The 26034-nt window shown below is 45.7% G+C and carries 24 protein-coding genes; 9 read left to right on the top strand and 15 right to left on the bottom strand.

The genetic code is table 11. The annotated features are described in order from the left end of the window. Positions 1-73: 73 nt before the first annotated feature. A complete protein-coding gene (locus ACFS7Z_RS14980) occupies positions 74-922 on the bottom strand; it encodes an alpha/beta fold hydrolase (RefSeq protein WP_377485994.1) in 849 nt (282 codons plus the stop codon). A 158-nt stretch (positions 923-1080) separates the two neighbouring features. Next, a complete protein-coding gene (locus tag ACFS7Z_RS14975; RefSeq protein ID WP_377485992.1) occupies positions 1081-4011 on the bottom strand; it encodes a T9SS type A sorting domain-containing protein in 2931 nt (976 codons plus the stop codon). A 1029-nt stretch (positions 4012-5040) separates the two neighbouring features. On the opposite strand from ACFS7Z_RS14975, the gene ACFS7Z_RS14970 reads away from it, so the two are divergent. Both ACFS7Z_RS14970 and ACFS7Z_RS14965 read left to right on the top strand, forming a co-directional pair. Continuing rightward, entirely contained in the window at positions 5041-5574 is a 534-nt protein-coding gene (locus ACFS7Z_RS14970) for a gluconate 2-dehydrogenase subunit 3 family protein (RefSeq protein WP_377485990.1), read from the top strand. A gap of 6 nt (positions 5575-5580) precedes the next feature. Then, on the top strand, positions 5581-7293 hold the full coding sequence (locus tag ACFS7Z_RS14965; protein ID WP_377485988.1) for a GMC oxidoreductase: 1713 nt from the start codon (positions 5581-5583) through the stop codon (positions 7291-7293). Positions 7294-7732: 439 nt separating this feature from the next. Here ACFS7Z_RS14965 and ACFS7Z_RS14960 read toward each other — a convergent pair whose 3' ends face one another. Next, a complete protein-coding gene (locus ACFS7Z_RS14960; protein ID WP_377485986.1) occupies positions 7733-7975 on the bottom strand; it encodes a DUF3820 family protein in 243 nt (80 codons plus the stop codon). A gap of 37 nt (positions 7976-8012) precedes the next feature. Beyond that, complete coding sequence (locus ACFS7Z_RS14955) at positions 8013-8465, bottom strand: GNAT family N-acetyltransferase (protein ID WP_377485984.1); 453 nt, start codon at positions 8463-8465, stop codon at positions 8013-8015. Positions 8466-8871: 406 nt separating this feature from the next. On the opposite strand from ACFS7Z_RS14955, the gene ACFS7Z_RS14950 reads away from it, so the two are divergent. Both ACFS7Z_RS14950 and ACFS7Z_RS14945 read left to right on the top strand, forming a co-directional pair. Further along, positions 8872-9621: a DUF4184 family protein gene (locus ACFS7Z_RS14950; RefSeq protein ID WP_377485982.1), complete on the top strand. Its 750-nt coding sequence runs from the start codon at positions 8872-8874 to the stop codon at positions 9619-9621. A 130-nt stretch (positions 9622-9751) separates the two neighbouring features. Then, positions 9752-10558, top strand: coding sequence for an NIPSNAP family protein (locus ACFS7Z_RS14945; RefSeq protein ID WP_377485980.1), 807 nt, complete (start codon positions 9752-9754; stop codon positions 10556-10558). Positions 10559-10665: 107 nt separating this feature from the next. On the opposite strand, the gene ACFS7Z_RS14940 is transcribed toward ACFS7Z_RS14945, so the two are convergent. Beyond that, positions 10666-11514: a sugar phosphate isomerase/epimerase family protein gene (locus tag ACFS7Z_RS14940; RefSeq protein WP_377485978.1), complete on the bottom strand. Its 849-nt coding sequence runs from the start codon at positions 11512-11514 to the stop codon at positions 10666-10668. A gap of 102 nt (positions 11515-11616) precedes the next feature. Beyond that, complete coding sequence (locus ACFS7Z_RS14935) at positions 11617-13146, bottom strand: biopolymer transporter TolR (protein WP_377485976.1); 1530 nt, start codon at positions 13144-13146, stop codon at positions 11617-11619. Between the two features lie 136 nt (positions 13147-13282). Here ACFS7Z_RS14935 and ACFS7Z_RS14930 point away from each other — a divergent pair, with 136 nt between their 5' ends. Together ACFS7Z_RS14930 and ACFS7Z_RS14925 are read left to right on the top strand one after the other, a co-directional pair. Then, positions 13283-13732 carry a hypothetical protein gene (locus ACFS7Z_RS14930; protein WP_377485974.1) on the top strand — a complete coding sequence of 150 codons (450 nt, stop codon included), beginning with the start codon at positions 13283-13285 and terminating at the stop codon, positions 13730-13732. 178 nt (positions 13733-13910) lie between these two features. Further along, complete coding sequence (locus ACFS7Z_RS14925) at positions 13911-14540, top strand: hypothetical protein (protein ID WP_377485972.1); 630 nt, start codon at positions 13911-13913, stop codon at positions 14538-14540. A gap of 284 nt (positions 14541-14824) precedes the next feature. On the opposite strand, the gene ACFS7Z_RS14920 is transcribed toward ACFS7Z_RS14925, so the two are convergent. The 4 genes from ACFS7Z_RS14920 to ACFS7Z_RS14905 form a co-directional block, all read right to left on the bottom strand. Continuing rightward, positions 14825-15796, bottom strand: coding sequence for an aldo/keto reductase (locus tag ACFS7Z_RS14920; protein WP_377485970.1), 972 nt, complete (start codon positions 15794-15796; stop codon positions 14825-14827). A gap of 146 nt (positions 15797-15942) precedes the next feature. Then, the gene (locus ACFS7Z_RS14915; protein WP_377485968.1) at positions 15943-17568 is read right to left on the bottom strand and encodes an alpha-amylase family glycosyl hydrolase; all 1626 of its coding nucleotides are present in this window, start codon (positions 17566-17568) and stop codon (positions 15943-15945) included. Positions 17569-17806: 238 nt separating this feature from the next. Next, positions 17807-18298, bottom strand: a complete 492-nt coding sequence (locus tag ACFS7Z_RS14910; RefSeq protein WP_377485966.1) for a DUF4168 domain-containing protein — start codon at positions 18296-18298, stop codon at positions 17807-17809. Positions 18299-18614: 316 nt separating this feature from the next. Then, positions 18615-19889, bottom strand: a complete 1275-nt coding sequence (locus ACFS7Z_RS14905) for an MFS transporter (RefSeq protein ID WP_377485964.1) — start codon at positions 19887-19889, stop codon at positions 18615-18617. 131 nt (positions 19890-20020) lie between these two features. Here ACFS7Z_RS14905 and ACFS7Z_RS14900 point away from each other — a divergent pair, with 131 nt between their 5' ends. Further along, positions 20021-20245 (top strand): hypothetical protein, encoded by a 225-nt coding sequence (locus ACFS7Z_RS14900; protein WP_377485962.1) that lies wholly within the window; start codon positions 20021-20023, stop codon positions 20243-20245. Between the two features lie 21 nt (positions 20246-20266). On the opposite strand, the gene ACFS7Z_RS14895 is transcribed toward ACFS7Z_RS14900, so the two are convergent. The 3 genes from ACFS7Z_RS14895 to ACFS7Z_RS14885 all read right to left on the bottom strand — a co-directional run bounded on the left by ACFS7Z_RS14895 (position 20267) and on the right by ACFS7Z_RS14885 (position 22469). After that, on the bottom strand, positions 20267-20683 hold the full coding sequence (locus tag ACFS7Z_RS14895; RefSeq protein ID WP_377485960.1) for an ester cyclase: 417 nt from the start codon (positions 20681-20683) through the stop codon (positions 20267-20269). Between the two features lie 268 nt (positions 20684-20951). Beyond that, complete coding sequence (locus tag ACFS7Z_RS14890; protein ID WP_377485958.1) at positions 20952-21857, bottom strand: YihY/virulence factor BrkB family protein; 906 nt, start codon at positions 21855-21857, stop codon at positions 20952-20954. A 291-nt stretch (positions 21858-22148) separates the two neighbouring features. Next, positions 22149-22469, bottom strand: a complete 321-nt coding sequence (locus tag ACFS7Z_RS14885) for a hypothetical protein (protein ID WP_377485956.1) — start codon at positions 22467-22469, stop codon at positions 22149-22151. A gap of 405 nt (positions 22470-22874) precedes the next feature. Between ACFS7Z_RS14885 and ACFS7Z_RS14880 the strand changes: the two genes are divergently transcribed. Then, positions 22875-23354 (top strand): GAF domain-containing protein, encoded by a 480-nt coding sequence (locus tag ACFS7Z_RS14880; RefSeq protein ID WP_377485954.1) that lies wholly within the window; start codon positions 22875-22877, stop codon positions 23352-23354. A 342-nt stretch (positions 23355-23696) separates the two neighbouring features. Here ACFS7Z_RS14880 and ACFS7Z_RS14875 read toward each other — a convergent pair whose 3' ends face one another. Continuing rightward, positions 23697-24104, bottom strand: a complete 408-nt coding sequence (locus tag ACFS7Z_RS14875) for a hypothetical protein (protein ID WP_377485952.1) — start codon at positions 24102-24104, stop codon at positions 23697-23699. Between the two features lie 394 nt (positions 24105-24498). Beyond that, positions 24499-24912 carry a hypothetical protein gene (locus tag ACFS7Z_RS14870; protein WP_377485950.1) on the bottom strand — a complete coding sequence of 138 codons (414 nt, stop codon included), beginning with the start codon at positions 24910-24912 and terminating at the stop codon, positions 24499-24501. Positions 24913-25712: 800 nt separating this feature from the next. Here ACFS7Z_RS14870 and ACFS7Z_RS14865 point away from each other — a divergent pair. Beyond that, positions 25713-26034 (top strand): ferritin-like domain-containing protein (locus ACFS7Z_RS14865; RefSeq protein ID WP_377485948.1); only part of this gene is annotated, 322 nt, incomplete at its 3' end.

Raw genomic sequence — 26034 nt, 5'->3', positions numbered from 1 at the left:
CAAGAATTCAGTAAAGCAGCTTTGTTAACAAATGGGCAGCAGCGTATAAAGTATGAAAGTTTGTTTACCGCTCTTATGATATAAAGTCAAGTATAAGGCGGTTTACCTCATCCGGCTTTTCGTGGTGTAGCCAGTGCGTAGCATCATACATGAATTTCAATTGGCCATCGGTGCATTTCTCTATACTAGGTTGTGCCATGGTGTGATTCAGAAATGTGTCCTTCATGCCCCAAATCAAGAGGGTAGGCACGGTTACTTCACGGGTTACATCCAGCTTGTTATACTTGTAGGCGCGGTACCAGTTAATCATAGCTGTTAACGCCTGCGGCTGCTGCCAGGCTGCCTTGTAGCGTGCTATCTCTGCCTCTGAAAACGCGCCTGCTTTTGCCGATAAAGTCACACTTCTCTCCAGTACTTTAAAGTTAAACACCCTGCTGAAAGCCTCTGGCAAAACAGGGATTTGAAAAAATCCGGCATACCAACTTCTCAGGAACTGCGTCGGGTTCGTTCGAAGTTCATGGTGCATCACTTTGAGGTGCGGCATATTCAGGATAATGAGTTTTTCCAGCAGACCAGGATAATATTGTGCCATAGTCCAGGCAACCGCCCCGCCCCAGTCATGCCCCACCAGGTATACTTTGCGGGCAATCACCTGCTGTATCAGGGCAGCGATGTCGGCCGTTAGATGGGAGAGGGTGTATGCTTTTACGTCCGGGGGCTTACTGCTGAGGTTGTACCCCCGTTGATCAGGCACTACGACGCGATAACCCTTGGCCACGAAAAAAGGAATTTGCTTGCGCCAGCCGTACCAGAACTCCGGGAAACCGTGCAGGAAAAGTAGAACCTCACCCTCCGGATCACCAGCCTCCACAACATGCAGCCGGATGCCATTTACACTATAGTACTTGTCTCTTGTCTCCATCAGTTAACATACCTGTTGCCAACTTTTTAAGATACGGGAGTTTTGAGGAATAGTACCTTTAATAAGCTTTACAGCAATTGGCTTATACTTCTCTATTTAAAGCAAGAGGGCAACACTTTCGTGCTGCCCTCTTGCCTGGTTGTATGCGTTTGTTTAGGTTATTTCTTTATCAGTTTGAAAGTATGCATAGTTCCATTGTCAATGACGTTGAGCAGGTAGACAGCTTTTGCATTTGCTTTAGCCGTACTTACTGATAATTCAGTCTCACCATCCTGCATTTGTACCTGCTGCGCATCTACAACCTGGCCTAACATATTGATTAGTACTACATTAATAAGTCGTTTTTCACCTCCTTGAGGCAAACGAACTGATACTTCCTGACCTTCTGCGAACGGGTTAGGGTAAGCTGCTGCGGCTACAACTTTAGTAAGCATGTCAACTGCTTTGAGATTAGAAAAAGTCGTGGTCCCATCTAAGTCTACCTGTGCCAATCGATAATAACGTATGCCCACAGAAGTGGCAGATTTATCTGTGTAGCTGTAACGCTGCGTCACAGAAGAATTTACTACTTTGCTCTCAACAAAGGCAATTTTGCTGAAGTTTTTCCCATCTGTAGAAGTCTGCACCTCAAAGCCTTTGTTTTCTTTCTCGGAAGCTGTTTCCCAGGTCAGCAGCACGCCCTGTGCCTGGCGCTGTGCCTTAAACCAGGTAAGCTCAACAGGAAGGGGAGTATTACGGTTAACCAAAGTATACACTCCATATTTCCTCTCTGCATCAGCAAGTTTATAATTGTAATAAGAATCTGCTGTTTCAGTTTTTGGCAAGAGTTCATAAGTACTGTTCAGGTTCTTTCTGTAAACTTCATAGGCTGTTTCAACTGGTTCCGTTAAATTGAAGTCAGGAAATGCCAACTCCACGGAGGCTGTAAACTTATCTGTTGCCTGAGCATTCGGAGAAGTTACATTATAGTGGCGTTGTACACTACTATTTTCAAAAGCTGTTCCTGTCACTCGTTTTACGGTAAAATTATTTATAGAAGAAGAACTATTTGTTATTCTCATGCCTATTCTTCCAAACAATTCAGTACCGCCTTCTGCAAGATTTCTTGTCGTTTGTAAATTTCCTCTGATATGCGCTGTTGCTGTTTCTGCAGATAGCAAGTTAGCGGAGGGGCCTAATATCATGGTTTTGGCACCTGTTTCCAATATGGTGTTTTCTACTCTCAATGCTCCATTAACAGTTAAATCTGTTGTCATGGATGATGTGCCGTTTGAAACAGTTAAGTTATTGAAGGCTCCTGTTCCTGTAGAGGTTATAGTTTTGCTAGTTCCATTAAGCAATATTGTGGATGAGCCAGCTTCAAAGGTGCCATCATTTGTCCAATTACGCGAAACGGTATGCTCAACATCTTTTGCATAAAAAAAGCCATTGTTAGTTACATCTCTACCTACCTTCAATGTGTTTGCAGAGGTTATGGCAGCAGAATTTATGGTTCCGTTATTCAATACATCGAGTGCTATTGTGTGAGTATAGTTGCCGGTTGCCCCAAATGTTACACCAGGAACAGTTTGCAGGCTTCCCGCTAGCGTAAGAGCTGCTATTGCAGACTTAGTTCCTGAGCCGGCTAGCGTTAAATTATTGTATGTAACTGGAGTGATGTTTTGATTTACGAGGCCATCATAAAAAAATGTACTGCCGTTGTGGGCAAAGCTTGCCCCTGTGTTCAATGTGAATTGATTAGAAACAAAGATAGCACCACCAGCAGTTTTAATAGCATCAGTCGTTCCTGAAGAACGAGTTAGTACAAGGTTATAATAGTAAAGAGGTGTTATGCTTTGAGCATTTCCGTTATATTCTATAGTGCCAGTATCTTTGTTGAAGGTAGCACCAGTTGGGTTCGAGAATAAGCCTCCTACCTTTATAGTACTGGTACCCGCATTGATAGTGCCTGTGTTAGTTAGATTGGCAGCAATTGTATGTGTACCACTACCTGCATTGAAAGTAATTCCTGGTATAATATCTAAGTTACTTGCCACAGAAAGACCGCCTGTAGCAGTTTTGGTGCCCGAACCTGAAAATTGTAAATTATGATAGGCTACCCCAGCAGCATTTTGATTTGCTCCATTGTAGTTTACAGAGCCTGTACCTTTGTTGAATATGCCAGTTACAGTGCTGATATTATTCGTAAAGTTTTCACTGATATTGATGGTGCTTGTTCTTGCTTCTATAGTTCCAGCATTCAAAAGGTTTTTCAAAATAGTATGATTCAACGCTAGTGCATCAAAAGTAACTCCAGAGCTTACTGTTAAATCACCCCTGATGGCAAGTCCCGTTGTACCATCAACTTTTGTCGTAGGAGTCTTAGTGACTGGTCCGGTAGAATTAGCAGGTTTACTCAAAATCAGATTACCGTACCTGTTTGAGGCTTCGGATTCAGTATCAGTATTACCTGCTATTGCATAGAAATTAAATATGGATTGGTTTGTACCATTATATTCAATAGTACTAGTGGAGCTAATATTATATAAAATTTTTGAATGGTCAAGGGAGGTAACATCTTGATTTTGACCAACACTGCTGATTTTGGATATTGCACCTGAAACAGCTAAATGACCGCTTGCACCTAACTGCAAAGCGGCTCTCTGTTTAGGAGTTCCGTTCGCAATCTCAAATTTTAAGTCAATCAAAGTTAGTTTTCCTGCTCCAGTACTTCCTACATAAATTCGGCCACCAGTAGGGCTATTGCCTGTTTTACCTGCTTCTATGGTAAGTGTATGGCATGTACTCTCTTGAGTGTTAACAGTAACCGTGTGGCCTTGCTTGATTGTAACAATATCATTTGCATTAGGAATTCGATTTGCGGCGGTGCTGCTGTTGCCATTAGAGGGAACAACCCAAGTCGATTGATCATTCCAGTCCCCACTTTTTATAGAGTGGATCGTTTGTCCAAACCCATTCAAGCTAAGCAGCAGCATGCCCAACACCAAAAGTATTGTTCCTTTCTGAATTCTGCAGCAAATCCTTTGGAGTGCAACCGTGGCAGATTTTGCCCGTAAGAGGGATGGATTAGAAATGTAAAAAGTTTTCATAATGTATTGTCGGGTTAAGGGTGAAGACACTCTGTTAGGTTGTGAAAAAAGTCCGTGCTTTTTAGGCAATAGTATTCCTGTGCAAAAACATGATGCTTTTTGCTTTTTCGTATATACTGCTGCTTTGTATCTTAATTTCCTTTCTTAAAGGGCAATAGCTGTCCAGTCGCTATTTTTACAGCAATTTCTAGTAGTAATATTTCCTGATGATTTACCTGATAATTCTTGTAATCTGAAGGTTTGTATAGATATGTTACAATATTACATAATGTATATATTAAATACTACGGTTTTTTTAGGAAAATATTTTGGCCGGGTAATATTAATATTGATATAAGTCAATATCCTGTGTTATAGAAATAGTAAAGAATTATGCCTGAAACTCTCCAGATGAACATTATTCAACTATATTATATAACCTAACAAAGAATCATGTGCTTTGGTGATCTGGCTCATTCACTTTTATTAGAAAATTTTCAAAGTGTTTCTTATTTAGCTCTTGCAGGTGGACCTACTGGCTGCAGATAATGCAGATTGACTTGCTCATTCTTTTAGATAATCCTGCCTTGCCTGGATTAACTGCCCTTGCAAGTACAAAATGCGTTCCACTCAAATCCTTGTACTATAGCAAATAAAGGGTGCAGCTCTAACCTACTGTTCTGTCGCCTTCTGTTATACCTCTCTGCTGGATGCCGCTGCCTGTGTACCCCATATCATGTTTGGCAGCATTCTAAAAATTTAGTAATATGTCTCCAAATGCAAAAGGAACTTTTCAGGATGGTGTAGTCCTTCATGAATACGTGACAGAGTGCTTCTGATGAAAGGTGCTTTTCGTGCCATCATATCAATATTAGCAACTGAGTATTATTGAATTATGGCCTTTTTTGGCCATACTCCGGTTGAAAGTTCTATTGCCTGATTGGTGCTTTCGCCAAGACAGCCATGTGCAGCTTCTAAAATTCCGGGGCCTATACTATAGCTGCCCTTTTAAAATTTAAAATACAAATAGTATACAAATTTTTAACCCGCATGAACAGACGAGTAGTAATTAGGAATATGGCCCTGGCTGTTACGGGCCTGGTGCTACTGCCAGGGTGCGATCTGAGCAGCAAAGAAGCGGCGGCACAGGAATTGCAGCCTTACCTCTCATCAGACCAGGAAGGGCTTTTAGCACATGTGGTGGATACTATCATCCCTGCCACCGACACTCCCGGCGCCAAGGACCTGAATGTGCACCTCTTCGTCCAGAAAATGGTGGCTGATTGCTATGAGAAGGAAGCGCAGTTAAATCTTGTGAAAGGACTAGAAGCCCTTAAAGTAAAGTCAAAGAAAAAGCACGGGAAAGCCTTCGAAGCATGTACCACTGACCAGCGCATCGGACTGCTGCAAGGCATGCAACAGTCTGATGAGGCGAGTGAGAATGAATTTTATAAACTAGTGAAAGAACTAACTGTAAGGGGCTACATGAACTCTGAGTACGTGATGATGAACCTGACTGACTACCAGGCAGTACCCGGTCATTACTATGGCTGTGTTCCTGTTGAACAAAAAATCCTCTCTTAAGACAAAATGGCAAATTTAGCAATAGACGCAGTAAAAGACATGACCTTTGATGCCATCGTAATCGGGTCAGGAATCAGCGGTGGCTGGGCAGCAAAAGAGCTGACAGGGCATGGCCTTAAAACCCTGGTGCTGGAACGGGGCAAGGATGTGAAGCATATAAAAGATTACCCTACCACCACTAAAAACCCATGGGAGTTTGAGCACCGGGGGCAGCTACCGCTCGAGGTAAAGAACCAGAACCCGATTGTGAGTAAGTGCTATGCTTTCTACGAAGGCACTGAGCACTTTTTTGTGAAAGATGCGGAACACCCATACGTGCAGGAAAAGCCGTTCGACTGGATTCGCGGTTACCAGGTAGGAGGGAAGTCGCTGCTGTGGGCGAGACAGACGCAGCGCTGGAGCGACTTCGACTTTGAGGGCCCGGCCCGCGACGGCTTTGCTGTGGATTGGCCTATCCGTTATGCAGACATCGCACCATGGTACAGCTATGTGGAGAAGTTTGCCGGTATTTCCGGTAACAAAGATGGCATCCCCCACTTGCCGGACGGTGAGTTCCTTCCGCCGCATGAAATGAACTGCGTAGAATCCTTTTTTCAGAAGCAGGTAGCCCAGAAGTACAAGGACCGCCAGGTGATTATGGGACGCGCGGCGCACATCACAAAGCCACAGCCCATTCACCTGGAGCAGGGAAGGGCGCAGTGCCAGCACCGCACCATCTGCGAGCGAGGCTGCCCGTTTGGCGGCTACTTCAGCAGCAATGCCTCTACCATACCATGGGCTGCCAGAACAGGCAACCTGACGCTTCGCCCCGACTCAGTAGTGCATTCGATTATTTACGACGATGAAAAAGGCAGGGCAACCGGCGTGCGGGTAATTGATGCCAACACAAAAGAGGTGATGGAGTTTTATGCCAAAATCATTTTTGTAAATGCCGCTGCGCTGAACACGAACCTCATCCTGCTGAACTCTACCTCCAGGCGCTTTCCGAACGGTCTCGGCAACGACAACGGACTGATGGGTAAGTATATCGCCTTCCATAACTACAAAGCAAGAGTGTCTGCTGAATACGACGGCCACCTGGATACTACCACGGATGGACGCAGACCAAACAGCCCGTATATTCCGCGCTTCAGAAATGTGCACAAGCAGGAGACGAATTTCCTGAGAGGCTATGCGGCTGGCTTCAATGCCAGGCGTAACAATGTCACGAACCAGGACGGTTTGGGTGAGAGCCTGAAGAACAGTCTGCTGAACCCTTCCTTGGGAGGGTGGTCTGTTGGTTCGCACATGATGGGCGAAACTATCCCGAAAGAAAGTAACTACGTTGCCCTCGACAAATCAAAAAAGGACCCGTACGACATGCCGCAGCTCAGAATATCTGTGGCCTATGATGAGAATGACGAGAAGATGACAAAGGATTACCTGGAGCAGATGACGGAGATGTTCACGCATGCCGGCTTCACTAACATCCAGGCAATGGACTCTGACAGAACCCCTGGATTGGATATACATGAGATGGGTGGCGTGAGAATGGGAAAAGACCCCAAGACATCTCTGCTGAACAAATGGAACCAACTCCACGAGTGCACGAACGTATTCGTAACAGACGGCGCCAGCATGACGTCCACTTCCACACAGAATCCTTCACTTACCTATATGGCCTTTACTGCCCGTGCAGTAGATTATGCTGTAAAAGAGATGAAGAGAATGAACCTGTAGAAGCTAATTTATGATCCCGGAAATTCTTTACAACCAGCAAAGTCAGCGGAATTATCTGCTGGCTTTGCTGGTTTTTATACCTTGTCTTTTTCAAAATGCAGGATGATTTATACCAATTCACATAAAGAGTGTTCCACAGGAATGAGAACTTTTTCTGTCTAAGCTGCCGTAGTGGCAGTTCATCCAGTGCCAGCACAGTAATGTTCCATTTTGTCTGTCGGTGCTCTCTAGGGCGCTGCCGCTCCCGCGGCACCTAAAAATATCCAAATAAAGGGCTCCTACCCCCAGGCGCTCAACCCAAAGACTGGAAACTCATTCACTCCGTGCCAACGCATAAAATAGGCTTATTTATGGAAGGAGCTTAAGGGCTTTTGCTATTATACCATATCCTGCTCCTACTTACATGAACCAGCCGTAGTCTACATGCCTGCTCCTTTTTTTATTGTCTTCTTTTTGCCTGCCGCTTCAGTGGCTCCAGAAGATAGTTTAATCCATTCGTCTTGATTTCAAAGAGAGTTGCCAGTTGCATGCCCAGTTTACCGGGAGGAAAGCCTTCTTTGTAAAACCATTCGAGGTAGTGCACAGGGAGGTCGCAGAGCAGGGTGTCTTTATATTTTCCAAAAGGCATCTTTTGCCTCACAAGTTCGAGCAGAATGTTTGGGTCAGCTTGCGCGTTTTCCATAGTGTTTTCTTTATTCAGATTTAAAAGAGGTGCATTTTTACGGCCTGGTCATTTCTATGTGATCGATGCCATCTTCGTCATACACCTCGCCGCTTTGCGCAAAGCCAAACGCACTGTAGAATTCCTTTGCATAGAGCTGGGCACCTATCTTTATAGAACCTGTTCCAAACAAATCAAAGCACGCTGCAATAGCAATTTTCATCAATTGTTTCCCAACGCCGGTTCCTCTCACCTCTGAACTTGTCACGATTCTGCCAATGGACATTTCGTTAGCGTAAGACACACCCGGTGGTACCAACCTGGCGTAAGCCACCAGTGTCTGGTTGTTATTATAGAGCAACATGTGATGGCATTTCTGGTCTTTATTATCCTGATCCAGGAACACACAGTTTTGCTCCACCACAAACACTTCGCTTCTAAGCCGAAGCATCTCATACATTTCATACGAGGTAAGCGCGTCGAAACCTTTGCAAACTTTTGTGAGTACCATGCTGTAGCTATAATTATTATAATATTCTTAGCAGTTAAATGATTGACCACTGTATCAGATGATGCAATTTGTCATCGGTAACCATAGAGCAAAGATATGTTGGTTTTAAAGAATTAGACGGATAAAAGAACATAATACTGCTGCTCCTCCCTGTATAAGTGGGCACTACTTGATAGGCTTTGGCCATACAACCAACCATTAGAGGCAACTATGGGAAGCAAGGGTTGGTTTTTCCCAGGCAAAGCGAATGGTTTTAGGACATGGTAGAGGCAGCATAAGTAAAAGAATTTAGTCTATGTGGAGGTTCCTGAGTGATTTAGAGCACAATTTTATTTTCCTAACAGAGTTAGGATTAACAAACTAAGCACTTCCATCCTGCCAAGGCCCAATTTCCATCCAATTAAAAATGCCTTTTACATTTTCACATCCTGCAGTTGTTCTGCCCTTTAAGTATTTTCCTGATAGATGGAGGTCTATGACCGGGTTGATCATTGGCAGCATGGCGCCGGACTTCGAGAAGTTCATCCGCATGAGTGCTCATGATTCCTTCAGCCATACCTGGAGAAGCATTTTCTACTTTAACCTTCCGCTCTCACTGGTTCTCGCTTTCCTGTTTCACATCGTTGTCCGGGATGTGTTGATTGATCACCTGCCTGCATACTTTCAGAAGCGCTTAATCCGGTTCAGGGGTTTTGATTGGGTCAGCCACTTTCGCAACCACTATCTGGTCATTATCCTGTCTATCATAATCGGCACGTTATCACATATAGCATGGGACGCCTTTACGCACATGGATGGCAGGGTAGTAAGGTGGCTTCCGTTTCTTAAAGCGTACCTGTCGGTTGGGGAGTTTAGAATGAAGATTTTTGCCTTCCTGCAACTATCCAATTCTGTATTAGGCTTACTGGTAGTACTGTACGCCTATTACCTGTTGCCAGTGCTGCCGGTAAAAAGCCAAAAAGTCAGGACAAGTGAAAAGCTGCGTTACTGGATCTCTTTTACTTTAGTAGGCTGTGCTATCGGTATCCTGAGGTATGTATTTGGACATCATCTTTCCTACCTGATAAATTTTATCGTGGTTTCAATTTCTGCCGGTCTGCTCAGCCTGGCCATTACGTCATCCCTTTTTAAACAGCGGTCTTACCTCCAGCACTGATTCATACTTTTTGTATTGGTTTAATTGCCGCCAGTTTAACCTTGTAGACTTAATTTTAGATAATTCCTGATTATGTTTTAGATTAGAGCTTTAGTAACGTACTGATTAAATAAATATCAATTACTTCAACATGAAAGATAAAAAACTGAATCTCTTTGCTCTCTGTTTGCTGGTGCTGTGGGTGGTTAATGCACTGCCTGCCTTCAGCCAGACATCTAAACCTACTATTCATCAGTTAAAGATTTTCCACCTGAAAGACAAGAGCCAGGAAGAACGGCTCGATAAATACCTGCAAAATGCTTACCTCCCGGCCCTGCATCGTGCGGGCATCAGCAAGGTAGGTGTATTTAAGCCTGCTGAAACCGATAAGAGCAACACTCCTGCACCCACAGAGCAACTCGTTTATGTGTTTATCCCACTTGCCTCTCCGGACCAGTTTTATAAACTGGATGAGACGCTGGCGAAAGACAAACAATACACCGCCGCCGCGAAAGACTATATAGATGCGCCGCACAACAACCCGATGTACAATCGCTTCGAGACTATTCTGATGGAGGGTTTTACCGGTATGCGTGGTGTAAACACTCCAAAGCTGAAGTCTGCACCACAGGACAAGATATACGAACTGCGCAGCTACGAAGCAGCTACGGAAAAACTGTACCAGAACAAGGTAGCTATGTTCAACAACGGCGAGATCAAGCTTTTTGACAGGCTGGGCTTTAATGCTGTTTTCTACGGTAAAGTGTTAGCTGGTAGTAAAATGCCGAACCTGATATACATGACTTCTTTTGAGAACATGGAAGAGAGGGACAAGCATTGGAAGGCTTTCGGAGAGGATCCGGAGTGGAAAAAAATGAGTTCTGATCCGCAATACGCCAATACCGTGTCGCATGCCGATATTCACCTGCTGCATCCAACTTCCTATTCAGATATTTAATCTGCTTGCCAAACTGGAATTTTAAATAAAACAAAAAGCCCCTAACCTTAGATGAAGGTTAGGGGCTTTTTGTTCTCAGACTCTCTTACAGGAAAAAGAGTTATTTTCTACATGCTCATTTTCTGCAGGAAATTATAGTTATGCTTCATACTATCCATGGCAGTGCCAGCGTACTCTTCCTGCTCCACAAAGAAGTACTTCATCGCAGATTTATCTGCATTCTGCATCATACGCTTTATGTTAATGGCGCCTTTTCCAAACTCGGTGCTGTGCCTTTTAACTTTATCCATGTCCTTCAGGTGCCAGAGCGGGAAACGACCCGGGTACTTTTCGAAATAGGTCACCGGATCGTTACCGGTTAAGATTACCCAGCCCAGATCTAATTCCATCTTCACCATTTCCGGGTCTGTTTCATCCAGCAGTACATCGTACAGTACCTGCCCGTTTTCTTTTTCAAACTCATACTCGTGGTTATGGTAGCCGAACATCATGCCAGCTTTTTTGCAGTCCTCGGCGGCTTTAGAGAAAATGTCTGCAACATGCTTATAGTTCGATACGGTTTGCCCCCTAGATGGGAGGGAGGAGCAGATGAGGTAATCCTGTCCGGTCTCAGCGGCGGCGGCTACCGTTTTATCCCAGTCCTTGTCAATGCCTACGTGGCCGCTACGCAGGGTCATGCCCAGGTCTTCTGTTATCTTCTTTATTTCCTTTGGCTCCAGTCCATAGTATAGCCCTTTCTCACTGCGGGCAGACTCAAGCTCTTTGTAGCCGATTTTTGCCAGTTGCTTTAGCGTGCCCACTGCATCAGCCAGCATTTCCTTGCGAACTGAATAAAGCTGTATGCCCACGTTATTCATCTTGGCTGGTCCTTTGGCTGTAGCCGCTAAATTGGGTAAAAGGAGCGCCCCCAGTGCCAAAGCACCTGAGCTTTTAAGAAAATCGCGTCTTGTGTTCATGGAATTTATGTTTAGATACACTTCTGAAAATGTTTTATAGTTGATCTTGCCTGTTCACTCAACAGGTGAATGCAGCTGTGTAATTTACACGAATAGCCCCACCTATTTAGCTGGTGCTTTAATTAAATCTGAGTTGCTGATGAAGGCCACTTTCTTGCTGTCCGGAGACCAGGAGGGGGTGTTGATACTGCCCTGGCCACCATACACATAAGCAATCACTTTGGGCTCACCACCACTTACCGGCATCATACGGATGTACACGTGTTTGTAAAAGGGATGATCGCCGGGCTCCACTTCCTCTTTCAGAAACGAGAGGAAAACAATTGACTTACCGTCCGGTGAAATATGTGGGAACCAGTCATGGAACTCGCCATTCGTAACCGCTTCCTGCTCGCTTCCGTCTGCTTTCATGCGCCATATTTGCATGGGGCCGTTGCGGTTTGAGTTGAAGTAGATATACTTACCATCAGGTGTGTATTCGGATCCGTCATCCAGCCCTTTGGCGGTTGTCATTTGCTTTTCCTTGCCGCCTTTTGAGGGTATAGTGTAAATATCCCATTCCCCGTTACGCTCTGCTGTATAGGTAAGCGTTCTGCCATCCGGCGACCAGCCGTGCAGGTAGGAGGGGCCTCTCGGCGTAATCTGCTTTGGCGTTCCTCCTGTTACCGGAACAGTATAGATGATAGAGCCGCCCAATTCCTCCACACCACTGCTCAGGCCCAGCATCTTGCCATCGAAAGACAGTACGTGGTCGTTGTTGTTGTTCGTAACCTTACCGGTGTTCAGCTGTTTCGGCTGTCGGGTGGCGAGGTCAAAAGTATAGATGAGGCCATCGGAATTGTAGATGAGGGTTTTTCCGTCCGGGGTCCAGTTCGGGGCTTGTAACGATTTGGGTGAAGTATAGATAATCTCGCGGTCGCCGGTGCTCACGTCCAGTATCTCCAGGTTACTGCCCAGGTACTGCCGGTAGGGTACCAGGTCGTCAGGGGCCGGCACCGTGATGCGCACATCCTGGAAAATGCCCCGCTCCAGCACATCTTTGTTATGTGAGCCCACAAACAACCCGACATACACAGCATCGCCTAAATTTATGTTGCGCACCTCCTCCGTCACAAACGGCTGCCCGAATTCAGCGACGCGCATGGTATAGGTATTGCCTTTTCTCTCCAACTGAATCACATCTGCGCCAGTCAGGTCAGAGCGGATTTCTTTGGTGCTGTCGCCTTTAGCCTCGCGGTACTGCAGCGCAGTAAGTCCGTCGCCGTGCACCACCGCATTCACATGAGGCGAATTTTCATCCAGGTTGGCGCGCACCATCCAACCCACTTTTCGGTGCGGGTCCACGCCTTCACCCACAAATTTGGCGCGGGTGTAAAGTATGAAGTCTCCGGTCATCCGCTTCCAAAGGTAATGGAACTCGTCTCTGTCAAACCAGATGTTGTAACCTGAGCCAGATACCTCGTACTGCTGGGTCTTCGGGTTATAGGTTGAGGCGCCAGGTTTTAGTACTCTGCCAACATCAGTATTGCCTTCAAATTCGCCTAGCTGTTTCTGCTGAGAGAATCCGGGGAAGGCAAGTACAGTGAAAAAAACAAAAAATAGAAAAAGGGTGCTCTGTGTAGTGCTTTTCATTTCATGCTCGCGTATAGAAGTTGTTCCTCTTGAGTTTATAATTTAAGTAGATTCTTTTTAGTATTCCAGATTTCAAGGCATTAATATCTCCTTCCGGGACATGCTGTTCATTGGCACCCAGAGAGGGATGTACATAATGAGCATCCAGAATCCGGCGTCTCCGCAAATGCTGTCGCTGTACGAGCACGTTACCTCCTGCGACCCTGTTGTGACCGATGGCCGCTACGCCTATGTTACCCTCAGAACCGGCAGAACCTGCACGAATGCAGCCGTAAACCAACTGGACATTGTAGACATAAAGGACGTGCAGAATCCTTTCCTGGTGAAGGCATACAACATGACCAATCCGAATGGGCTCGGCATAGACAGAAATTTGCTTTTTGTATGCGACGATGGATTGAAGGTATATGATGCAATTGATGTGACGGATATACAACTGAACCAGCATTTCAAGATTAATGCCTATGATGTTATTCCGGATAATGGGCGCCTGCTCGTGATCGGCAGCGATGGTTTTTACCAGTATACTTACAATGATAATTCCATAGAGTTGCTCAGCAAAATTGATGTGACACCTGAATCATAGGCAAAGCAGACCCTGTTATCAGGTCTTCGGCTCTTCTTATGTTTTGTGATGCTATAATCGCCTGCAATGTTATTATGGAGCATTGTAGTGCGCTCCCAAATTTGTTACAGTATTTCGTTTCGCTTTCATACTCTTAAATGTTACAAAATACCTCCCTTGTTTTTTGTGTTGCATTGGTGTGCTTCTTTTCCAGTCTGCTTCTGCGCAAACAGATGCCATTCAGTTAGGCAGGCTCAGTGTCAGGTTCAGTCCCCAGCACTTACTCTTTAAGGGCATACACGTGGATGTGGAGAAGAGCCTTGATGCAGGCAGCCGCCGTAGTATAGTTTTCTCGCCTCGCTTTTACGCAGGTTCAACACGCATTCTCGGTGCTTTTACACAGCGCGGTGATGAGCAGGAGGGCGAGGTAAAGGGGTATGGAGCAGAAGTACTTCACCGCGTTTATTCCTCTGAGACTCCTCACGATGGGGTATACTTTGCATATGGCGTAAACTACCACTATTTTGATGTAGGGTTTGTAAGACATGGTTGGCTGCAGCAAAAGGATGATTTTGGTCTGGAGGTTTACAAATACAGAGAAAAGCATTTTAGCGAGAAGATCAATCGCTGGGAAGGAACCGCTACGATGGGAGTACAACGGCCCTTCCTTATGGACCCGATGCTGGTGGATCTGTACATCGGGTTTGGGTATACGAACAGCACCATTTCCTCCGACTATGGCGCTATCAGGTATGCTGTAAATGCCTACGACATCGGCTATTCCGGTGTGCGTGTTGTAGGCGGATTAAAGCTTGGGTTGAGCTTCTGATGGTAGTACTCCGATGAAGCCGTTCTTGCTTTGTCTTTAACCAACAGCCAGTTTGCAAGCACACGGCAGAGCGGAGATTCTGTACTTGTTTAGCATTATATCAGCAAGCAGTGTGATTGTCCTGAGAAAAAATGTAAATGACCTTTCATGAGATACAGAGCATCGGAAAGGCCCCTGATTTTTATCAGTGGCCTTTCCGATGCATTAATTATGTTCAGTATAAAGGCGCAGTTAAATTTTGCCTGTAAGAGCTATAGCGGCTGGTATGCCAGCCGCTACGCTTACTACTGCGACCACGCTGTTGGCTCACGGTCCCAACGGTGCTGCTTCAGTTCATCCAGCAGGTCATTTGGCAAGCCTTTTCCGTCGCTGGCGCTGAGATTTGATTTTACGTGTGGGGCCTTGCGCATCCCAGGAATGGTGGTGCTTACATCCGGGTTGCTCAGGATGAATCGCAAAGCCATTTCAGGCATTGTCATCCCCTGCGGTACGAGTGGCTTCAGGCGGTCAGCATGCTCTACGCTGGAGTTCAGGTTCTCCGGCACAAAGTAAGTGCTGCGCCAGTCATCTTTAGGGAAAGTGGTTTCTCTTGTAAACGTTCCGGTCAGTGTACCTTCATCAAAAGGAACACGGGCAATGGTGGCTACATCCAGCTCTTTGCAAAGCGGGAACAGCGTGTCTTCCGGTGCCTGGTCAAAAATGTTGTAGATAACCTGTACGCTGCTAATATGGCCGGTGCGGAGGGTATTCAGCACGTTCTCAGGCTCCCAGCGGTTCACGCTCACGCCCATATGCTGGATCTTTCCGTCTGCTTTCAGCTTCTCCACGGCCCGCTGCCATTCTTCGTTGTCAGCCCAGGCATCTTCCCACACGTGGAACTGCTGCAGATCTATGGTTTCTACGCCGAGGTTTTTCAGGCTCTTCTCTGTGTATTCTATAATGTGGTCCGCCGGAAAGCAATCCTCCAGTTTATAGTCTGGCTTAGAGGGCCATTTGAAGTTTTTAGGCGGGATTTTGGTGGCCACGTACAGCCGCTGGTCCGGGTTGCGCTTCAGCAGGCGGCCCAGGATTTCTTCGCTCTTGCCGGCGCCGTAGCCCCAGGCAGTGTCAAAAAAGTTGCAGCCGCCTTCCACGGCTATGTCTAGGGAGCGGTCTGACTGATCGTCGTCCGAATTCGTCCATCCTGCCATACCCCACATGCCATACCCAATCTCGCTTACGTTCCAGCCCGTGCGGCCAAATCTTCTATATTCCATAGTTGTTTTTTAGTTGTAAAAAGTAAAAATAAGTAAAGGCTATCATAAACAAAGCCTCTGTGAAAACATACGCATGTTTAGCTTGTGCGGACAATGGTATTAAGGCGCTATCCCAAGCAGATGCTGTTCCTGCGCCATTTTCTGTTCTATAACTCCAGTTCTATGATAAGGCCACCATTTCCTTTTATATCAATGGACTTATTCATTTTCTGCCCTTCGGATTCAGCATGAAGTGCGAGTAAGACGGTGCCTTTGAAATTGAAGCGCTCCGAAGAGAACCGGCAATCCCTGTCACTCAGATTCAGGATGATGAGAAAGCGCTTTCCTTCCCCTTCCCGGATATAGGATAGCAGTTGCTGATCAGAGTATACTGGCCTGTAAAGCCCTGAATGCAGGGCAGGTTCTTTTTTCCGAAGGGCAATTAGTTTTTTATACAGCGAGAGCATCGATTCCGGGTCGTCTTGCTGCGCTTTTATGTTTAGCTTCTTGTAATTGTCTGATAGCCTTAACCATGGATCACCGGTAGTGAAGCCGGCGTTGTTACTGTCGTCCCACTGCACGGGTGTGCGATAAGGGTCACGGCTGAGGTCTTTATCCGGCATCATGAGCCCCTGCGGATCCTGTATTTCGTCTTTAGGTATGTTCACGTCCTCCATACCTATTTCATCGCCATAATAAAGGGTGGGAGTGCCGCGCAGGGTAAGCAGCATCATGGCAGCCACGCGAGCCTGTGCAGGTCCTATGCGGGTGGCCAGCCGCGACTGGTCGTGGTTGCCGAGCACCCAGTTTGGCCAGCCCTCGTTTGGCAGTGCTCCTTCATACTTGTCTATGGCAATGGCAAACTTTTTAGAGTCCCAGTCCATGGTTAGCAGCAGGAAGTTGAAGGGTAACTGGGCCCCCTGGTTGTCGTGGCCGTAGTAGGTGACTAACTGGTGTGTGGGCAGGTATATTTCTCCGATCAGTACCCGCTCATTATATTCGTCTGTGAGGTCGCGCATCAGTTCTACCACATCATGCACCTCCGGCTGATCGGTAGAATAAACAGGCTGTAATCGGTTATAAGTCGGTTCTTTCTCTTTGTAATCCGGGTTGTCTGGGTTATCGCGGAGGTACTCGTCCTTTATCAGGTGCCACATCACATCTACCCGAAACCCATCTACCCCTTTCTCCAGCCAGAACCGCATTTCTTCCAGCACGGCCTGGTGTACTTCCGGGTTCCGCCAGTTCAGGTCGGGCTGCTCTTTTAGGAAGGCGTGGTAGTAGTACTGCTCTGTTTCTTTGTCCCACTCCCAGGCGCTGCCCCCGAACATGGCCAGCCAGTTGTTTGGCTCTTTCCCGTCTTCACCGGCGTCTTTCCAGATAAACCAGTCCCGCTTCGGGTTGTCGCGCGACGAACGTGCCTCTTTAAACCAGGCATGCTGATCTGAGGTATGGTTGGGCACCTGGTCCACTATCAGTTTCATGCCCCGCGCATGCGTTTCTTTCAGCAGCTTGTCAAAATCCTCCATGGAGCCAAAAAGCGGATCAACACTGGTAAAGTCAGCCACATCATACCCAAAGTCTTTCATAGGCGATTTATAGAAGGGCGTCACCCAGATACAGTCGATGCCTAAGTCCTTCAGGTAGTCTAATTTGCTTATAATGCCTTTCAGGTCTCCAACTCCATCGCCGTTACTATCCTGAAAGGAGCGGATGTATAGTTCATAGATGATCCCAGTCTTCCACCATAGCTGCTTTGGCTGGTCTTTTTTCTGCGATTTCAGAGGCTGCATGTCTTATTGATTCTGGTTGGTTCTACATTATTTGAGCCATCCGCTGGTAAAGGTGCTGTAAGCGAAACGGTTTAGTTAGCAAACGGGAATGATGCGCCCGGGTTTGAGCGCACCATGTAGTCTGATGCGCCTGACCACCAGGTACAATCTGTTACTTGTGTAGAAATAAAAAAGGAGAAGCACCGGTTCAGCTAAACCGGTGCTTCTCCTTTTTTATTAGAAGACCAAAGTTGGTTTTTTATTCTTTGTTCACCACTGCCTGTATTTGAGCCTGCACAGCAGGGTCTTTCTCATAGGCAGCCATAATTTTTTCATACTGCTCTACCGTTATGCCTTCTTCCTCTATGGCTGCCTGTATTTTTTCCTTTGTTTCAGGCTGCATTTTTACAACGCGCTGCGCTGCATTACTAAAGGCTGAAATCTCTTCCTTGTTTTCAGCTACCTCTTCCAGCTTTTGTGCCTGGTGCGCCTTTGCCAGTTCGTTGAACCGGTCCACTGTCAGGTTTTCATCCTCGATAGCGGCAACCAACGAGTCTCGGCTTGCTTTCTGTATTTCTGTAACGCTTGTATTGGCCTCTACAAACTTTTTTAAATCAGCTTCAGAGAATTTTGAGGCCGTCTGCTGTTCTGTTTTAGGAGCTGTTGCCTGCTGCGCGAAAGCAGCATGACCAAAAGACATAGATACTGCTACAAACGCAGCGGCAATAGTCCCTTTCTTAATTAGTACCATAATCGGAGTTTTTAGGATTGGGTTAAAAATAGGTTTAGACGAATGAGTACCTCTTTTATAACGGAGAAAGAAGAGAAAAGGCTGCAAAGAAATCTGTATCGAAAACCGGCTCATTCCTCACTTATTAATAAAAATTTAAACAATAAAGGTGCCAAAGCCAGGTGGCTGCTGCACAACACAAAGCACAGGCACAGCTCCGAACTCATAAAAAAACAGCGTCACTCTTCCCTCAGGTAATTGCATTTAACAGCATTATGTATATAAACATACGTTTGCACGATGCTGCTGCAGGTACAATTTTATAGCGCTTTGTCTTTTATCTTTCCTTAGGTGAGACTTCTCTGCTTTCCTGAACAGCAGGCTGCAGAACAAACATACTTGGTTGTTGCTGCATGCGTAGTTCTGAAAACAAACCGGTGCCGACAGTGAGTATGCCAGCGCCCAGCAGCACAACTTCCGCCCCGAACAGGTCGCTGAACAAACCTGCTGCTACGGCACCTCCCACATACCCGAAATCGCGCCAGAACCGGAATATGCCCAAGCTTTGCGAACGTTGGCTGGGATGTGTGTTATCTGCTACCAGGGTCAGGAAAGTAGGGTAGACCATAGCTGTTCCGGCACCCACTGCTGCAAGTGCAAACAACATGATGGTGTAGGAGTTCATGAAGTAGAGCGTGGCTATGGCTACTCCCTGCACCATCATACCCACACATAGCAATTGCTTTCTGGAGCAGGAGTCACCCAGCCTGCCTGTGAAAAGCTGTCCGATGCCCCAGACAGCAGGGTATATACCAGCCAGAAACCCTATTTCCACCAGTGAGTAGCCCTTCGTGCCAAGTACCAGTGGCAACAGCCCCCACAGCACCCCATCATTTATTTTTGTTACAAAGCCGTTCAGCGTGACGGGGCCGAGGTTAGTGTGGCGCCAGGTAGTGTCTTTCCAAACGCTTGGCAATAAGCGCACAGTGCTTTTTGCGGCCTCTGCCTGCACATGTGCGTGCGTGTCGTGCACTACAAAGAATACAAGCAGCACACCTGCAATGGAAAAGGCAACACCCGGCAGGAAGGCGTATGTCACATCGCCGGTTGTGGAGGCAATGTAGCCGGCCAGAAAGGAGGCAAGCCCTACCGCCAGGTACCCGCAAAACTCATTGATGCCCATAGCCAGGCCACGATTCTTATTGCCGACTATGTCCAGAGTCATCACAATGCTGGAGGTCCAGGCAAGGCCTTGGTTGATGCCCAGCAGCAGGTTAGCCAGCAGCACCCACCACCAGCTGTTGGCGTAGAGCAGGAGCCAGGGAACAGGCAACGCAAAGAGCCAGCCGGCCAGCAGCAACTGCTTGCGCGTGAAACGCAGGGAGAGTTGCCCCATCAGTAAGTTGGCTACAGACTTAGAAAGGCCAAATGCGACAATAAAAGAAAGTATAGCAGTATGGCCATTCAGTCCAAATACGGTTTCGGCGAATTTAGGTATTACGGCACGCTCCAGCCCCACCATTGCCCCAATAAAACCGGTTATCAACATCAGCAGCCAGAACTGTCCGGCATTCTCCTTTAAGCCCGGTTGGGCTTTTGCGTTAGTCATCATACATTCTCTAATAAAAAGTGGCGCAGCTTTTCCAGGGCTGAGCTATTCTGGTAAATATGCCTTTACCATAGCCACCAATCTTCAAAATTAAAGGAAAAAGCCCACAACCCAAAGGATTCTGCCTGCCAGGGGTGAGCAGGCTGCAGGAGTTGACAGCGACAGATGAAGACTCTATAGTGGCAGATGTAGCAGAAAGGAGAGGAACAAGCATTGATGGTGAAAGAAGAATGGGCATGGCCAATCTACTTTTTTCTGCAATGGAGGCTAACTCCTATACCGGCCTCTTTTTACCAGCACAAAAGTCAGGTGTCAGTAGAAAAGAGTTGGGCTTCTCTTTAGGAGAAGCCCAACTATAACTGATATTTTAATCTAAATTATCAGGCCTTCACGCTGGCGCCAATCTGCTTCAGGATGCCGAGTTCATTAGAACTGCCCCAGCGCTCTACTATTTTGCCATTCTCAAACCGGGCAATCTGCACGCCACGGGCACTGATTGCTTTGTTTGTGGCCGGTACTCCCATAAAGTCCCCTTTGTGAGTACCTGTAACAGTATAGGCAATAGACACATTGTCTTCGTCTGCTACCATCTGGTCTACCTCTACCTTTAAATCAGGGAATGCAGTGCGGAAAGTCTTGAAGAAAATGATAAATCCCTCTGGTCCCGGGCCCTGGTCAGGTGCAGGGTCGTGATCAAGTACATTTGGCGCCATTAAATCTTTAAATTTGTCGAGGTTGCCGCTGTTAATCGCTTCGCCAAATTGTTCTTGTGTCTTGATGTTTTCTTGCTTGCTCATGGTTGGTTTTGAGTTAGGAAAATTTTAGCACTATGTAACGCGTCTGATTAAGTGAGTGCGTTGTGAGTAGTGTACGTGCAATTACCTTATTGTTTTGAAAAAGAGTATATGTGCCACCCAGACTAGCAACTGCAGCAATCTGTTAAGAGAAACGGATTATTGGGTGAAGCAGAAGCAGGGAGCCGTCACCTGTACAAGCTTTTTGTTCTGGATACAAGGAATGGTTAATCAGGAGGTTAGTTGCAAGTCTGGGTTTCTTGTGGCCTGCTTATTTTTCCTCTCCGCTTATTTTTTTATACTTTATGGCGATTGCCTTTGGAATAATTTCCCTGCCATGGTTTTTGGCGTACGATTTAGTTACTTCTGCGCCTAAAAGTAAAATTATGGAAGAATAGAAAACCCACAGCAACAAAACAACCAGCGAACCTGCGGCTGCATAAACGCCAATCAGTTGTACATTGCTTAAAACAAAGTTGATGATTTGCTTGCCTATCAGAAAAAGCACAGACGTTATTACTCCGCCTGCCAGTGCATCTTTCCAGCCGACCCTGACATCGGGTAAAACTTTGTGAACCGCTGTAAAAAAGATCAGAACCACCGAAAGGTAAAAGATGGTGTTTACAGTGCGAACAGCCGGCGTGAAATAAGCTTCAAACACATTCTGCAGATCTTCGCTGTACATAGCAATAATTGTGTCGAGTAACAGGCTAATGGCTAGCAGCAAGCCCAAGCCTATTATCATAACCAAAGGAATAAGCCTGTGCAGTAGGAGCCTGAAAAAATTTACTCCAGGTTTTACCCTTACTTTCCAGATAGCGTTCAGCCCCTTCTGCATCATAAAAAAAATAACAGATGCACTCTGCAACACCACTATAATACCTATCAGAATTCCCCAGAAGCCGGCAGGAGTATCCAGCATGTTTTCAAGAACAGTGCTGGCCTGGTTGCCCGCCTTCACACTAATCATATCTTCTACTTCTTTTATCAGTTCTTTCCTTACTGCTGCTTCTCTGAAAAAAACGGAACCAATAAATGTGAGAACGATTAAAATGGCAGGCAGGGAGAAAATTGTGAAGAATGCGATGGCAGCACTGTGCACAACAGGCTCGTCTCCCCTGAAGTTGTTCTTGGTGTCTTTCAGTATTTGCCGAGCTTTTTCTAAAAAGTGCTTCACGTAAACTGTCTGCTGTTCAAAAAAGTGTTAGGTGGGAATAGCTCTTGTTTCATAACGTGTGCCTGCTCCGGAGGTTAATCCGCATCATGTATTCCCAGACAAACATGAAAGGTTTGATTTTCTCGTTTGCCTGCCCGGGAAAAGATAAAGCTGAATGCCTAATCTATTAGGCAAGAAGGACGCGGAGCAGCGAAACAAAAATAGGAATCCGTTGCCTGGCAAAGCGGTGAGAACAAAAAAAAGCCCCCGCAAAGCGGAGGCTTTTAAACAATAGGATTACCTATTCGTTCACTAATCTTTAGAGGCGTCTCCGCCTTTTTCATTCATTAAAACAACGCCGGTATGGCCTTGTGCATTGGTCATGGTCACCTCATAAACTGACGTGCCTTCAGCACGAACAACTTTATTTATGTCTCCTACTGACCAATTTTTATAAGTATCACTTTTCAGAGCACTTTTAACAGGCTCCGGGAGCTGGTCTTGAGTTACTTTCTCCTTTTTTTCTTCCTGCTGTGGCACTGTTGTTTGCTGGTAAGAAGACTGAGCATCGGCATCAAGGAAAGCGAATCCGGATAAGGCGATGGATGCTGCTAAAAAAGGAGTTTTTTTCATAGTTTTATGGTGCGTACATACTCCTTACTTGTCAGAATCGTGCCAAAACTATATTCGAAAAATTAACTGTTTACTTTTTAGTCGATTAGGAAGAGTAAGCAGGGATTTAATGATGTATGGTGTAACTTTCTAACTGTGTTGGATATGCTACAAAGTGTGGAAATATTCTACAATCTGTGGAAAAGTTGGCGTAGATTCCTGCCCCGGTTCTACACCTTTTTAATTCCAGCAAAGCATAAGCTCGCAAACCGATTTTTCGTTTACACAAGCTCTCTTAAGGACCGCTTTTTATCCGGCCCATAACATTTTACCGTACCTGATATTATAGAAAACCAGCAACGGGAAGTCTGTTTCTGGTTTTCACTCCTTGAGAGTTTAACTGAATCTATAACCTAATAAAACGCCATGCTTTCTAAAAACTCCACCATCCTCACTACTCTTCAGAACAGAGACGCTGCTGTTGACTGGCAGCAGCTCCTGATCGAGATTATCGATGCCTTTGACTGCACCACCGGAACCATACACATACTGAACCAAGGCACCGGGCAACTGGAACTGAAGGCGCACGAGGGCATACCGCCTTTTTTACTTCCAAAAATGAACTCCATACCAATAGGCAAAGGTATGGCCGGCATTGCTGCAGAACGGAAAGAGCCCGTGGAAATGTGCAACCTGCAGACAGACGATTCAGGGGTGGCCCGGCCTGCGGCAAAGGAAACTAAGGTAGAAGGCTCTATTGCCATACCAATGCTGCTTAACGGGGATTTGTATGGCACCCTGGGAATAGCCAAACCTGTACCCTATGATTTTACGGAAGAGGAAACAACTGACCTGATGCGGATTGGGGAGGAGATGAGTCGGTACATCAGTGCTAACCCTGCATAAGGAGTTAGCGGCAGAGACCAGATTAGAGATCAGTCAGCACTTGCCTTGGGGGTGATTTGCTCAAGTGTAAGTGCTGATTGTTTTATGCCAGATCAATTCATCTCAGGTAACGATTATCCCGGTCATAAAGAAATAAACGCCTGTGCTGTGTTGCTCTGACAATGCCTAAAGTTGCCTCTAATGAAAACCGGGTATCGTTTTTATTCTCAAGCTGTCTAAAGGTTATTTTAGTGGGCAACTTTTACTTGTTATCAATTTCAGAGAAGTAAACTGAGCGCAGGTATGAGCTTCTTTTTCCAGGCGCTGCTGGAACAGGGGGGCTGTCAATTCAACTTCCGGGGCTTATCCGCGAATCATTCCTATCCAGTCTGCGGCGTCTTCGAAGGAAATGAATTGTTCGAGTTCGATAGTTGATTGATGACTTTCCTTGAGCCCGTTGGAAATATCCTCAAACATGGCTATACTCTGCAAATCTGTATCTATAATACGTGCCAGTTTCTTTAGAGAGCTTCCCACCAGGGAGGGGGCTAACTGTAGCAGGACCGGGCTTTGCACGTGTATGGGCATCCCCACCAGTTTTCTTGACTCCGCTATCCAACATTCCACACCATGCTCCCTTACCAGCATAACAAACAGTTCACACCCTTCCCTGTATTCTTCCGCAGCAGGCTCCCGTAACCATTCCGTATACATCAGTTTCACATGAAGGTCTATCCAGAGATGGAGGTAGACTTTCTTTAATTCGAACATGTTTTCAGGTAACACATAGGTGTTCCTTAAGGATATAGAACTTCCCATTCCACAAGCCACATAAAAGCGAATACATATTAACTAAGATACGTAGATTATTTAAATATGGTACTATTGTTATAAAAATTTAAATATTTAGATGGGTATCAAGGCAGTATATTCTTTGCATTGAGTGCCTCTTACCTGTCATATTTCATAAGCCAGAGGCAAAGAGGGATAGTAAGCTTATACCTGTTATAAGATTCTAAAAAGATGCCTGTGGCGCAAAGGAATAAATAAAATTGATATGTAGAACAGGGGATGAGTTAGCTAGAGTAACTTCAGGCAAGAAAAAGAACGAGGCTACGTCAGATGATACTACAATTAACGTGTATGAAGACCAAACAGCTTGCTTTTACTGCCCCAGGAGCCAGTTAAGTGCATTCGCTTTGCTGTTAAACGTCCTGATTTCGAAGGGGGAGTTATGTTTTTGTGTTGCCTCGCTGGCGACTGACACTACCCGTTCTTCATAAGAATGGACAGCAGTGTTAAGGCGAGCCAGTTTTTGTAACCGTGCCTTCGTTAAGTCAGAAATGAACTTCGTCACTAATATTTTATAGGAAGCGTCATCTATTCCTCCAACTTCCACCTGGCTACTATCCAGCAGCAGGTTTTTTATGTCATAGCCTTGTACATTCTCAGCTACAACTTCTAAAGAACGTTCCAGTTCAGGCACCCCAAAAGTGACGGCATCAGGTAGCTCTACACTCAATACATCTGTGGCAGGAGTATAGTCAAGGGTTATTAATCCGTTTTTATATATAATCATAAGATGGGATGGTAACACAAATATACATCTATTCTGATGCTTTACTCATAAGATCCTGTTAAAATCGGGAAAGCGGTGGTTATCTTTTTGTTACCCTATTAAGCTACAAAGCAATTGTGCAAAGAGCTTACCAAGTGATATGATTTGCCTGGCTGTATTTAAGATGCACGCAGCTAACACAAGCTACGAATGAGGCAGAAGGGTTTAACTAGTAGAGTTGGTGTTGCTGTAAAAGTGGAATTGATATGTAAAAGTGGAATTGATAGAAGATACACAGACATAATCTGGCGCGCTCCGATTGCGTCGGTACCGAAGTAAATCAAAGACTTTTAAACTCCTGAAGGCGACACGAAGCAGATGCTCTTCTTAAGCTCTCCCAGAGCTGAACTTCCCTTCGTTTTTAATGTGTTAAAAACCTGTTTTTTTTGCTGGCTTAGGTATCTGGATTTCTTATTCTCTAAGTAATAATGAGTACTCACTCATTGTTTCGATGCTTACACCCTGTATTATGATGCTACATTTAAATATTCAGCTGCACAAGCGTAAGTAGTTCTACGTAAGTACTTTTAATATAACAAAACAAATAATCAGGAGTTGTGCTATTGTGGTTGTAACGAGATTGCTGCTTGTCTAATTTATATATACGACAAGCAGCAGATAGAGTGGTATGTGCCTTATATTAAAATATTATTATTGATTTTATTAGAATATTAAAAGAATTTAAGTTTTTAAATAGCTTAGTTAATAACTGGATGAAAAAATTTTTAAAGTAGTAATTTTTTAATTTAATATCGATAAGTATGTTAAAGTTTACCGAGTTTAAAGGGAAAGCCCACGGGCCGGACGAGGGGCTGAGCAAGTCCCGCAGGTCCTTTTTACAATACAGCGGGGCCGCACTGGCCACTTCCGCTATTTTGCTCTCCGGCTGCGAAATGCTGGAGGAATACATTCCGCCAAAGAACCCGAACTCTCCTAATAAGGTGAACCTGGGCAGCGGGGACATCGGCATCCTCAACTATGCCTATGCCCTGGAGCAGCTGGAGGCAGCCTTCTACACTAAAGTAGCGCTGCTGGGCTTTTACATCGGTGCGTCTGCTGAGGAAATAAAAGTGCTGGAAGACG

Origin of the sequence: Pontibacter toksunensis (assembly GCF_042686245.1) — a bacterium.
Taxonomy (GTDB): Bacteria; Bacteroidota; Bacteroidia; order Cytophagales; family Hymenobacteraceae; genus Pontibacter; species Pontibacter toksunensis.
The sequence above is the reverse complement of the archived record's forward strand: the minus strand, read 5'-3'. Positions and strand labels throughout refer to the sequence as shown.